Here is a 12,362-nt window from a genome sequence, read left to right as displayed (position 1 = left end):
AAATGTTAGGAAGAAGACAGATCCGTGAAAAAGTGGTGGAAACCCTTTATTCATACTACCAGAACCCCATCAAGTTTGACGTTCTGGAGAAAAATATGCTTACCGAAATAGAGAAAATTTACCACCTCTACATCTACCAGCTTAATTTCATGGTCGCCTTAAAGGAACTTGCAGAAATGCAGATTGAGATTGGCCGCAGGAAATACCTCAAAACTGAAGAAAACCTTCACCCTAACCAGAGATTTATAGAAAATCTGGTGCTGAAGAAGATTGAGGACAACACAGAAAGAAGATCTTTCACCTCCAAACATGCCGAACTGAACTGGGACATGCACGATGACCTGTTGGTGAAAACTTTCCAGCGTATTATTTCGGGTAAGAGATACCAGGATTATATGAAGGAGGAAGAGCATTCTTTTGAGCAGGACCAGAAATTCATTGGAAAACTTTTCCTTAGGTATATTGCTGAAAATGAAGATTTTCATGAGCATCTGGAAGAGAAGGAAATGAGCTGGGGCGATGATTTCCATATCTCGAACTCAATGATTCAAAAAACCATCGGATTTTTTAAGGAAGACGAAGAATCGCACACGCTGATCCGTATGATCAAGGACAGTCAGGATGAGAATTTCGCGCGCCGGCTGCTTAGGGAAAGTCTGAATCACTGGGAAGAAAATGAAAAGAAACTGGAAGCGAAGCTGGAGAACTGGGACCTGGACAGGGTTGCTCTTATGGACAAGATTATCCTGGTAGCAGCTATCACCGAACTGGACCGATTCCCCCTAACCCCTGCCCGGGTAATAATTAATGAATATATAGAGATTTCCAAGGTGTATGCCACAGACAGATCCAATATCTTCGTTAACGGTATCCTGGACAAATACACCAAAGAATTAAACAGAATATAAATTTATAAAAGGTATGAAAAAATCAATCGTTGTTCTGTCGCTTTTTGTTGCGGCATTGGGAGTTACCTCCTGTGAAAAGAAAGAAAATACAGAAGTAACCACTGAAGACACTGTGGTTGCAGAAGACAGCGTGGCAGCAGTGGATATGTCTGCAGATCCTGCAGTAGCAGCCGATCCTCAGGCTGAACTTATCAAAAAGGCTCAGTCCTACCCGCTTACAAGCCTGGCACTTTCAGAAAATCATTTTGATTTCAAAGATGTTAAGAAGGGTGAAAAAGTAAAACACGTGTACGAAGTAACCAATACCGGTGAGAATCCACTGATCATCTCCCAGGTGAAGCCCGCTTGCGGATGTACTGCTCCTGACTATACCAAGACTCCTATCCTACCGGGACAGAAAGGAAGCGTTACACTTGAATTTGATTCATCAAGTTTTGACGGTCTTCAAAACAAGCAGGCAGAGATCTTTGCTAATGTAGAGAAACCTGTTGTACTTACATTTTCGGCAAACGTTGTAAACTAATTGACCTAAGATGATAAGTATATTTTTACAGGCCCCGGCAGGTGGCGGCAGCAGTATGACAATGATGCTGATGATGGGCCTGATGTTCGTCGGGTTTTATTTCCTGATGATCCGTCCGCAGATGAGAAAGGCCAAGCAGGAAAAAAACTTCCAGGAATCACTGAAAGTGGGACAGCGCGTGGTAACTACAGCTGGATTGCATGGACGGATTGCACAGATTATGGAAGACGGTGTTGTTATTGAAACCCTTTCCGGAAAACTGAAATTCGAGAAATCTTCCATCTCCCGCGACTATACTCAGGCAAGATTTCCTGACACCGCAACTGAGGAAGCCAAATAAAAAACATCCACAAAAAACAAAAACGTACTGAAATTCAGTACGTTTTTTGTTTGGGTGAATGAGGGGTCTCGAACCCCCGACCTCCGGAACCACAATCCGGCGCTCTAACCAACTGAGCTACAATCACCGTTTGAGGTTGCAAATATAGCGCTTTTGGATAAACTACAAAATAATTCCTTCAAAATTTTTCAGTGCCAGAAGCCTTTCAGTGGTAAATCCCTCTGCAAACTGCACACCGGATAACCTGCCAAGATCCTGTGCCCGGTAAGTCAGGCTCTCCTGGAAATCTTTAGTCGCGATCGGCGTCATAGGTTCATTCGATTTTGGATCATAAAACTGAGTTTTGTAAGCCATACAGGCCTGCAGCTTCAAGTCCATAAAATCAGAGATATCTACAACAAAATCAGGCTCTAAATTCCTCCATTGAATGTAATGGAAAACCTGCTTGGGTCTCCAGGCTTGCTGAGGTTGACCCTCCAGCTCTGTTTCAATCTTAATGAGCCCGGCAAGAAAACAGGCATCGGAAATGAGTTTTGCCGCCTTTCCGTGGTCTGGATGACGGTCATCTACCGCATTAGCAAAAACAATATCCGGCTGATATTTCCGGATCATCTTTACGATCTGCAACTGGTGCTCTTCATTATTCAGCAAAAAGCCATCTTTCATACCCAGGTTTTCCCTGGCAGAAATTTTAAGGATAAATGATGCTTCCGCGGCTTCCTGCGCGCGTGTGATGTTGGTCCCACGTGTTCCCAGTTCTCCCTCCGTAAGATCGATTATTGCCACCTTTTTTCCTTCGGATATAAGTTTGGCTACGGTTCCGCCACAACCGAGTTCAACATCATCAGGATGCGCTCCTATGGCTAAAATATCAACTTTCATATTATGATTAAAGGGTAATAAAAAAATCCCGGCCTGCATTAAGGCCGGGAATACAGAATCCTGTATATTATTTATTCAAATTTGCGTTCAGGTTCACAGCATCTTCGTAGCTGGGATTAAGCTGTACCGCTTTGGCAGCATAATCTTTAGCTTTAGCCAAATCTTTAGTCTGGTTAAAGTAGGCTACAAGATAATAAGCATACGATAACGTCTCCTTTTGAGCAGCCTGCTCCTCCGGCTTTTGTGCCAAAACTGTATCAATGAATTTCTGATATGAAGATTCGGCCATTGCCTCATTTCCTAACTGCTGGTAGGCAGCTCCTTTCGCATAGTAAGAGTAAGCCCAGGTAGGCGAAAGTGCGATCATTTTATCCCATGTCAGGATGGCTCCATTCCAGTTCTGGGCTTCCTGATAAGCGCTCCCCAGTTTTACCAGGGCATCGGCATCATTGGGGTTGGCTGCAGTCTGCTTTTTTAAAGCCTCAATCGCAGGGTTCGTAGGTCCAGCGTTTGCTGCGGCAGTACTGGCTCCTCCTCCCTGGATCTTAAGAAGTTCATTGTCCCAGTTCAGCGTCTCATCCTTGGCATTTTTCGCAATGGCGATTTTCTGCTGAGATTCAATCATCATTGAGGATTTCTTAGCCGCATCCTTTTCGTCCTTTGCAAGACCTGCCAAAATAAGTCCTTCCAAACCACGGTCGGCAGGGTAGATTCTGGATTTATCTGTCACTGTGTTGATGAAGGTATTCAGATCCGTCTGTGCCTGTGTATATTTACCGTCAGCATAATCAAGATAAGCCCTTAATTTATACTTAATAGGATCCTGAACCACATTAAACACTTTATCCAATACAGCGCGCGAATTTGCGTAATCCTGGTTGGTAAAATAGAGTTTTGAAATTTCCAACTGCGTTCCCGGATCTTCATCAGCATATTTAGCATAGTTCACAAGCGCCTGAGTGGCTGCCTGTGGCTGCTGAAACTTCATTTCATAGCCAGCCAGTGCACGGTAAGCCGGTGCATAGGTAGGATCGGTAGCGATGGCCTGCGTAATCCTTTCCTTTGCCATCTTCCACTGGTTGGCCTGCATCCATAAAGTTCCCATACGGGTATATACTGAAGCTTTATTTTTGGCCAGAGGCAGCGCCTTTTCATAAGCAGTCATTGCTTTTCCTGCTACCTGCGGACTGTTGGTAAGCTGCAGGCGGTAGGCATCACCCAGCGTATAGTAGTAATTTGCAGGGATACCGGATTTCATAGCACGCTCAATTGCCTTATCAAGATATTGAATGGCCAATTCGGGATTACTGTTCTTTTCAAAAAGTGTAAGTGCCTGCCCTGCGCGGAAAAGAACTTCTGCATCTTTCTCCTTGGAATCCTTTACAATATTCTGGATTTCGGTAATGGCGGATTTATCCCCTTTACCAAGTTTTATAGTAGCTAAACCCAGTTTATTCAGGTTACTCTTACTGTCTGCAGCAAGACCTTTTCTGAAATTCTGTTCAGCGGCTGCCCAGTCGGGTTCGTTTTGAGTAAGGAAGGTATTACCCAGGTAAAAATAGTTCTCGGCTGATGGAGATTTGCTAACCATCTGTTCGAAATTTTGTTTTGCCTTTGCATACTTATGACTGTCTATACTGGTAATGCCATCCTGAAGAGTCTGACCAAAAGTAAAATTCGCGAAAAAAGCTGCCGCGACGGCGAACACTGCTTTTTGGGTTAATTTCATATTATTTTTCATTTATTTATTTTTCGATTATATTTAATTCGGTTAATGTTACACAATATCCATTCCAAAAACGGAAATTGAGCATTAATCGTACTTTCAGAAGGAAAAATTAGTACATTTTAACTTCCCTTTGGTAAAGGTTGTATTTTTGAAGTCCTTCTTTATCCACGATCATCTGTCCCAAATGGGTACAGGAAAAACGTATAAAGCCGTGCGCGATGCCAAAGGTGCGTTCATTGACGAGAAAATACAGCACACGTGTGAAGGGGTAGGACATATTGGCAAGACTCTGTGTATCCGGAGTGGTAATTTTCCCGTTATGGCTTACCGGAAGAATCTTCACCTGCGACCTTAAACTGTCGGCTTCCTGTGAGTAGGGTCTGCTTAACGTATTGAGACCTATGACACCGATCTTACCCGGATACTTTTTCAGTTCACCAATGATATTGCGGTTTCCGCTGATAATGGAATACTGTAAATCCGAGGCTTTTTTTCCAAGTTTCTGCGCAATGAAATTCAGATTACTGGCATTTGTTCCGTCAAAAATAAGCTGTTTATCCGGAGATTCCATGGCTGCCGAAATCTCTTCCATCGTAATAGCAGAGCGTTCAGAATCCTTCGGCACAATAAATACCAGGGCATCCGCCGCAAATTTTGCGGGTTCATATTTAGACTCGGTCACCCTTTCAAATTCGCTGATTTCGGCTGAAGATAGGTCCCGGGACATTACAGCTACTTTTGCCCTGCCCTGAAGCAAATCCAGAAAGCCTAAATCTTCTTTACGCACCTCTACCTTCACTTCGGTATCGGGATAATGTATCATGTATCCGTCTGCCAATGCTTCTGTCACGCTTTGAAATGATTCATCTGTGAACACCGTCAGCTTGCCCTCATGATAGTTCTGAACAGTAGGCTCTGCCTTCTTTTTGCAGCCAAACAAAATGGCGGACAGCATTATGATAAATATATTAATCCTCATTACGGTCCTGTCTTAATCTGTGAACAGCTCTGAAAATCCTGAAACCACCATACACTATGAGTAAGGCTCCAAGCGCATAGGCGATATTTGGTTCGAGCGGAATAAAAAACCAGAATTTCAGTATTACAAATACACCAAGAATGATGTAGAAAATCCCGGCGAGAATGGATAACCAGTTGAATAACATATTACAAAAATATAAAAAATAAAAAAGAGAAGCGATTGCTTCTCTCTTATTTGATTATAGAATAAAATACTATTCGAATGCCATCGTTAACGGCAGCCTGTATCTTGAACGTACACTCTGTCCGTTTACCTTGGCAGGTGTCCACTTGTTCTTGATAGATCTGATTGTTCTCTCAGCCTCCGCATTAAAGTCTCTGTTTGGACCTTTAGCTACTACATCAGTGATGGACCCGTCCCGTTCAACTACGAAAGTAATGTCGGCCTTGATTTGTCCACCTTCACCTTCGAAGTCCGATCCGTCAAAGTTACTCATAACCTTCTGCCTGAAAGCTTTGAGCCCGCCCGGGAATTCCGAAGACTGGTCTACCGTATCGTAAACTTCCGTCGTGCTCACTTTTGGTGCTTCAATGGTCGCTGCCTTTGTACCGGTCGATGGTGGTGGTGGCGGCGGCGTGTAGGTTGGAGTTTTCACCCCTTCCTGATTCTGAAGACCTGTGGTTGTTTCCAGCTGCTTTGAAATTGGCGGCGGTGGGGTCTCCACTTTTGGCGCTTTTTTCGGTTCCGGAACCACATTTTGGATTACCTCCTGCTTTGGCTCCTCCTTTGGTGGTGGCGGCGGTGGTGGTGGTTCTTCCTCCTTGGGTTGCTCCAGGATCACATCTTCCTGTATAATTTCAATAAGTTTTGCATCTACTTCCTGTTTAGCTTCAGCATTCATCTCCTGAATTTTAAGGATGACGAATGGTGTTAAAGCCAGAACAAGGAAAAGAACTGTGCCCCCTATGAAGGATCTGGTGAGTACTTTCCTGTAACTGTTACGAAGATCGTAGGCACCATACTGCTTATTTCTGTTTTCAAATACAATCTCATCTAAAGTTAGATTAGGACTGTAGTTGTTATCATCTGCCATTTCTTTTCTTTTTATGGTTAGATTTAATTGTTCGCTGCAGGTGCTGCTGAGCCACCTACTTTTCTGTCATAAACAGCCTGCTCCCAGGGTTTAACGTCGGTAACACCATACATCTCACTCTTGGTGATGGCCATTTCATCCAGAATATCAACAAAGTTCTTATAAACCGCATCATCGGTAGGTTTTATAATAACTGTAAATTTACTCTGGTCTGCTGCTCTGGCTTTTGCCTGCTTAATGATATTCCTTATTCCTTCGCGGTCGAAAGAAGTTTCATTAAGTGTTGCGTCTGTCAGACTTGTATTATCCTGCTGGTGCCAGAAAATCCTGTTATCCTTCCCTATCAAAAGTGATATTGAGTTAGATAATTTAATCTCGGTATCAGGCGCCTTCTGATTTTCTTTTGGTTTGGCCGGAAGTCCCAGGTCCATTACATTCGGTTTGTTAAAAGTTGTAACCAACATGAAGAATGTAATCAAAAGGAACGCCAAGTCCACCATTGGGGTAAGATCTACGTGAGGTACCTGCTTCTTGGAGCGCACCTTGCCGCCTTTCCCGCTACTGTCTTTTACTTGTACTTCTGCCATTTCTTTATTCTTGTGCCGTTTCCTGACTTGTTATTAACCAGAACTTCAAGAAGTCTATATCTCTCAATCCTTCAAACAGGGCTTTCACCTTCGGATATTTGGTCTGGGTATCTCCTTTAATCGCTAACTTATAGTCCGGGTTTACAGCCAAACTTTGCTGCACCCAGTCAATAAGCTGTTTATTCGTACTGTCCATCGGAATTCCGGTAGGGCTTTTATAGGCCTTACGGTCCTCATCGGACAGATTCAGGAAACCTTTAAGCTGATTCATTGGTACCCCAATGGCCTGAACCTGTGAAAAGGCGGCTTTTTCCGGGTCCGTGAATTTCATACCATACTTCTCTCCCATATTATCCAGCAGCTGCATTCTTTCGCTGCCGTTTTCCACGGGTGTAAAATAGAACTTTCCGTCTGGTGTGCTCAGAATAGTCATTAAACTGGCATCCGGAAGAAGTTTTTCAGATATAGAAGATGGCGTGGTTATCGTCTCAACATCAGGTTTCGCAAACTGAGCCGTGAGGATAAAGAACGTAAGGAGTAGAAATGATACATCGGTCATCGCCGTCATATCCACCCTTATATTATGTCTTTTTGGTTTGACTCTCGCCATTATATTTTATTTTATTATTAAACTTCACCTAAAAGGACCATTAAACTCTGGGTACAATGGCCCCAACATCTGGAATCTCTTAGTGAAATTCAGCAAATGACTGCTGGATAGACATAGCGATCTCATCGATCTTAAATGTCAGTCCGTCAATTTTGGAAGTAAAATAGTTGTAAAGGATAATCGCAACTGCAGAAGTACCAATACCTAAAGCGGTATTAACAAGTGCTTCGGAGATACCGATAGAAAGTGCTGCTGAGTCTGGCGCACCACCACCGGAACCCAGTGCAGAGAACGCCTTGATCATCCCGATTACCGTACCAAGAAGTGCTACAAGCGTTGCAACAGTACCCAGTGTAGAAAGGATCATCATGTTTTTCTCCAGCATTGGCATCTCAAGAGTTGTAGCTTCTTCGATTGATTTGTTAAGAGCTACCATCTTCTGCTCTTTATTCATTGTCGTATCGTGTGAAAGCGCTTTGTAAGTTGTAAGACCCTCCTTAACAACGTTACCTACGGAACCCTGCTGTCTGTCGCACTCTTCGATGGCTTCATCAATTTTATTCTGGTTAAGCAGCCTTCTAACAGTAAGTACAAAATTATCAACGTTAGAAGCACCTGAAGCTTTTCTCAAAACCAAAGCCCGCTCAATAGCGAATACAATAACGATGATCATAAATGCGATCAGAATTGGTACGATTGGTCCCCCCATGTAGATAATCCCCATAAATCCGTCACCAGGATGAAGCTCCTTAGTCTCCAAACCGGAAAAAGCCACTGAAGAAAGTCCTTCCAATCTTGGATCTGCTTTAAAATTACTTGGATTTCCAAGAACAAATAGATAAATGGCAACACCTATCAATAGAAGGATAGGAATAATTAATGCAGGATTTAAACCTCCTACTTTTTTAGCAACTACTTGCTCCCCATTGTTTGAAACATTCATTTCCATATTTAACTAAATTATAATTGTTATTTTTTTAAAATTTACGCCGTAAAATAAATGCAAATATAATTATCACGCAAACTTTTTAGCCTATCACCACGATAGAAAAGCTAATGTTAATGATAATTAATATTGTCAAATTATTAATCTGAAAGGCAAAAAGCGGGAAATTTAGTCCCTACGCCCAAAATCGTTAAAAAATACGAAATATTAATTCATTTTTTTATTGATTTCGCAACAAATTACTGTCCTTACTACAGAAATCAGACGACAATATTAACTATTTTATTCCGAACAATAATTACTTTGCGGGGCAAATTTCCGCCTAACTGCTGTATTGTTCTTTCGTCTTTCATTACAAGTGCCTCAATCTGATCAGTATCCAAATCAGTACCAAGACTTATCTTAAACCTCATCTTTCCGTTAAAACTTACAGGATAGTCGAAATTAGCCTCCGTAAGATACTCTTCATTGAGTTCCGGAAAAGCAACAGTTTCAATGGAAGAACTGTGACCCATAATGCTCCACAGTTCTTCGCAGATATGGGGCGCATATGGCGAAATTACAACGGCCAGCGGTTCCAGGATTTTACGTTTGCTGCATTTAAGCTTCTGCAGTTCATTTACAGCAATCATGAATGATGAAACGGAAGTATTGAATGAAAAATTGTCCAGATCGTAAATTACTTTCTTTATTAAAGTATGCAACACCTTGTATTCTTCCTTAGTAGGCTCATCATCAGATACATACACTTCATCGCCGTTATAATAAAGGTTGTAGAATTTTTTCAGGAAACCATATACACCGGTCAGCCCCTGTGTATTCCAGGGCTTGCTTTGCTCCAGCGGGCCCAAAAACATCTCGTAAAGACGCAGGCAGTCGGCACCGTACTCATCACAAATCTCATCAGGGTTTACCACGTTGTATTTGGACTTCGACATTTTCTCCACCTCCCGTTCAGTGATGTATTTGCCGTCTTCAAGGATAAATTCAGCGTCTGCAAACTCGGGACGCCAGTTCCTGAATGCCTCAACATCCAGTTCATCGGTGGCACCTTTCAGAAGGGAGACATCCACATGGATCCTTTGAATCTCCTGATCAGTAATAAGATTTTTTGAAATAAAGCGATTGGTTCCGGCAATTCTGTACACAAATGCACTCATCCCCAGGATCATTCCCTGGTTTATGAGTTTCCTGAAGGGCTCTTCATGGCTTACGTAACCTCTGTCCTTTAAAAACATGTTCCAGAAACGGGCATAAAGCAGGTGTCCGGTGGCATGTTCGCTTCCGCCGATATATAAATCTACCTGTCCCCAATAGTCTGTGGCCTCCTTATCCGCAAAAACATTTTCATTGGCCGGGTCCATATATCTTAAGAAATACCAGGAACTACCGGCCCAACCCGGCATAGTGGACAATTCCAGAGGGAAGACGGTATTTCCGTCTATGCGGTCGGTAGCCACTACTTCCTGATGAACCTCGTCCCAGGCAAAGGTTCGGGCATTCCCCAATGGCGGGTCACCGTCTTCGGTGGGTAAATACTTCTCCACTTCCGGCAGTTCCAGCGGCAGTGCAGATGTTGGCAGGGTATAAGGCATGCCGTCCTTATAATAGACAGGCACGGGCTCGCCCCAATAGCGCTGACGGGAAAAGATGGCATCACGCTGCCGGAAGTTAATCTTGCCATGCCCTATACCACGGTTCTCAATTTCATCAATAATCTTAATTTTAGCCAGTTCATAGGTGAGCCCGTTCAGGAATTCGGAATTTACACAAACACTGTCCTTACTGTCGTAGCTTTCAATCTGAATATCAAGACTGTTATCAATTACATTAATAATTTCGAGGTCAAATTTCCTGGCAAATCTGTGGTCACGTTCATCATGAGCCGGCACTGCCATCACTGCACCGGTACCGTAGCCCATCAGAACGTAGTCCGAAATGTAGACAGGCATTTTCTTATCGGTGAAAGGGTGCCTCACATAACTTCCCGTAAAGGCTCCGCTTACATTCTTAACATCGGTCATACGGTCACGCTCCGTTTTCCTGGAAGTTTCGTCCCGGTACTTATTTACTTCTTCTCTCTGCGAATCAGTGGTCAGAAGATCAACCAGTGGATTTTCCGGAGCGAGGACGATAAAAGTAGCACCAAATATTGTATCCGGACGGGTGGTAAACACCTCAATGGAGGTATTTGCAGTTTCCGTCTCAAATCTTACTGATGCACCCTGTGATTTTCCGATCCAGTATTCCTGAGAATCCTTCAAAGGCTGTGGCCAGTCAATATTCTGTAAACCCTGCAGCAGACGTTCAGAATATGCGGTGATGCGCATGCTCCACTGCATCATTTTTTTCTGGAAAACCGGAAAACCGCCGCGTTCCGATTTACCGTCCTTTACCTCATCATTGGCAAGTACGGTACCCAGGCCCGGACACCAGTTTACTGTAGTTTCGGCGCGGAAGGCCAAACGGTAATTCAGCAGAATTTCCTGCTTATGGACTTCGGAAGCTTCCTGCCAGTCGGCAGCGGTCAGATTTAGATTTTCATTCTGAAACGCAAAAAGCTGATCTGTCCCATGATTATTAAGATGTTCAATAAGAGTGGAGATGGGCTCGGCCTTATCGGTGGTGCGGTTATACCAGGAGTGGAAGAGCTCAATAAAGATCCACTGTGTCCATTTGTAATAGGAAGGTTCGGAAGTTCGTACTTCACGGCTCCAGTCAAAGGAAAAGCCGATTCGGCGCATCTGTTCCTCATAGCGTGTTATATTCTGCTCTGTGGTTACTGCCGGATGCTGGCCGGTCTGTATGGCGTACTGTTCCGCCGGAAGACCAAAACTGTCGTAACCGATAGGGTGCAGCACATTGAAACCCTGATGCCTTTTATATCTTGCGAAGATATCGGACGCAATATATCCAAGTGGATGACCTACATGGAGACCCGCTCCGGAAGGGTATGGAAACATATCCAGGGCATAGAACTTAGGCTTGCTGCGGTCTTCGGAGGTTTTATAGGTTTGATTTTCCTGCCAGTATTTTTGCCATTTACGGTCGATCTGCTGATGATTGTAAAACATTATTCCTTATTATCAATGAGTCTGCAAATTTAAGGCATTGCAGGCAAACTACACCCATAACCGCAACTGAAAGCGCTCAGCTCTCTATAATAAACCAATCTGGCTGCAGCGCATAAAAAAGCCCTTCCGAAGAAGGGCTTCATTGCTGTTATGAAATTATTACTGAACACGCACCATGGTGTAAACCTGGGATTCGTAAGTATCCGCGTTCAGGTCTATCTCCTCAATCTTCAGGTTCATAGTGGTATCGGTAAGATCAGAAATCTTGCCCGTGTCCTGTCCGGTAAGGTAATTAATCACGATATCACCGGTTTTAGGATTATACTGATAATTGATGGCGCTCTGGAATGCGATATGACAGGTTGTGAACGTATCGTCCTGCCTAAGCACACTACCTGTATTGTCTTCATTAAAAGTCCAGCGGGAAAGTTGCTGGCAATCCGTATACCAGTAGGTCTCGGAGTTGGAGCCGGTACTGTCCACAGTAGTTTCCACCATCTTTACAGGTTTCCAGACACCGGTAATCCTGGACTTGACTACCTCATCATCATCACAGTTCATCAGGAAACTAAATGCGAAAAATGCAGCAATTAATAAAAATATCTTTTTCATGAAATTTATTTAAGGCGTTAAAAGTAATAAATATTTTAAAGATTCAAATGTTTTTATTCGGGTTCTGGTCATTAAA

13 protein-coding genes and 1 tRNA gene are annotated in these 12,362 nt (G+C 43.3%); 3 read left to right on the top strand and 11 right to left on the bottom strand.

Translation table 11 applies throughout. From position 1 onward, the window contains the following. Positions 1-2 precede the first annotated feature (2 nt). Genes P0M11_RS00575 through yajC form a run of 3 tightly spaced genes read left to right on the top strand, consistent with a single transcriptional unit; the run spans position 3 to position 1,771 of the window. A complete protein-coding gene (locus tag P0M11_RS00575) occupies positions 3-908 on the top strand; it encodes a transcription antitermination factor NusB (protein ID WP_275623998.1) in 906 nt (301 codons plus the stop codon). Between the two features lie 13 nt (positions 909-921). Then, positions 922-1,431 (top strand): DUF1573 domain-containing protein, encoded by a 510-nt coding sequence (locus tag P0M11_RS00570; protein ID WP_275623997.1) that lies wholly within the window; start codon positions 922-924, stop codon positions 1,429-1,431. A gap of 10 nt (positions 1,432-1,441) precedes the next feature. After that, positions 1,442-1,771 carry a preprotein translocase subunit YajC gene (gene yajC / locus P0M11_RS00565; RefSeq protein WP_275623996.1) on the top strand — a complete coding sequence of 110 codons (330 nt, stop codon included), beginning with the start codon at positions 1,442-1,444 and terminating at the stop codon, positions 1,769-1,771. A 52-nt stretch (positions 1,772-1,823) separates the two neighbouring features. Here the strand turns inward: yajC and P0M11_RS00560 are convergent. From P0M11_RS00560 to P0M11_RS00510, 11 genes are all read right to left on the bottom strand, one after another. Then, positions 1,824-1,899 (bottom strand) — tRNA-His (locus tag P0M11_RS00560). Between the two features lie 34 nt (positions 1,900-1,933). After that, on the bottom strand, positions 1,934-2,653 hold the full coding sequence (bshB1, locus tag P0M11_RS00555; RefSeq protein WP_275623995.1) for a bacillithiol biosynthesis deacetylase BshB1: 720 nt from the start codon (positions 2,651-2,653) through the stop codon (positions 1,934-1,936). A 67-nt stretch (positions 2,654-2,720) separates the two neighbouring features. Continuing rightward, positions 2,721-4,394, bottom strand: a complete 1,674-nt coding sequence (locus tag P0M11_RS00550; protein ID WP_275623994.1) for a hypothetical protein — start codon at positions 4,392-4,394, stop codon at positions 2,721-2,723. A 97-nt stretch (positions 4,395-4,491) separates the two neighbouring features. Beyond that, positions 4,492-5,361: a substrate-binding domain-containing protein gene (locus P0M11_RS00545; protein WP_275623993.1), complete on the bottom strand. Its 870-nt coding sequence runs from the start codon at positions 5,359-5,361 to the stop codon at positions 4,492-4,494. Next, positions 5,351-5,548 carry a C4-dicarboxylate ABC transporter gene (locus P0M11_RS00540; protein ID WP_158064938.1) on the bottom strand — a complete coding sequence of 66 codons (198 nt, stop codon included), beginning with the start codon at positions 5,546-5,548 and terminating at the stop codon, positions 5,351-5,353. The genes P0M11_RS00545 and P0M11_RS00540 overlap by 11 nt, the downstream gene beginning before the upstream one ends. Positions 5,549-5,617: 69 nt before the next feature. After that, the gene (locus P0M11_RS00535) at positions 5,618-6,457 is read right to left on the bottom strand and encodes an energy transducer TonB (RefSeq protein WP_275623992.1); all 840 of its coding nucleotides are present in this window, start codon (positions 6,455-6,457) and stop codon (positions 5,618-5,620) included. Between the two features lie 23 nt (positions 6,458-6,480). Continuing rightward, a complete protein-coding gene (locus tag P0M11_RS00530) occupies positions 6,481-7,044 on the bottom strand; it encodes a biopolymer transporter ExbD (RefSeq protein WP_275623991.1) in 564 nt (187 codons plus the stop codon). 4 nt (positions 7,045-7,048) lie between these two features. Beyond that, on the bottom strand, positions 7,049-7,654 hold the full coding sequence (locus P0M11_RS00525; protein WP_275623990.1) for a biopolymer transporter ExbD: 606 nt from the start codon (positions 7,652-7,654) through the stop codon (positions 7,049-7,051). A 79-nt stretch (positions 7,655-7,733) separates the two neighbouring features. Next, entirely contained in the window at positions 7,734-8,603 is an 870-nt protein-coding gene (locus P0M11_RS00520) for a MotA/TolQ/ExbB proton channel family protein (protein ID WP_275623989.1), read from the bottom strand. Between the two features lie 257 nt (positions 8,604-8,860). After that, positions 8,861-11,674 (bottom strand): leucine--tRNA ligase, encoded by a 2,814-nt coding sequence (leuS, locus tag P0M11_RS00515; RefSeq protein ID WP_275623988.1) that lies wholly within the window; start codon positions 11,672-11,674, stop codon positions 8,861-8,863. Between the two features lie 159 nt (positions 11,675-11,833). Continuing rightward, positions 11,834-12,286: a lipocalin family protein gene (locus P0M11_RS00510; RefSeq protein ID WP_275623987.1), complete on the bottom strand. Its 453-nt coding sequence runs from the start codon at positions 12,284-12,286 to the stop codon at positions 11,834-11,836. Positions 12,287-12,362: the final 76 nt, after the last annotated feature.

The sequence above is a fragment of the Kaistella sp. PBT33-4 genome, assembly GCF_029194425.1.
Classification (GTDB): Bacteria; Bacteroidota; Bacteroidia; order Flavobacteriales; family Weeksellaceae; genus Marnyiella.
The sequence above is the reverse complement of the archived record's forward strand: the minus strand, read 5'-3'. Positions and strand labels throughout refer to the sequence as shown.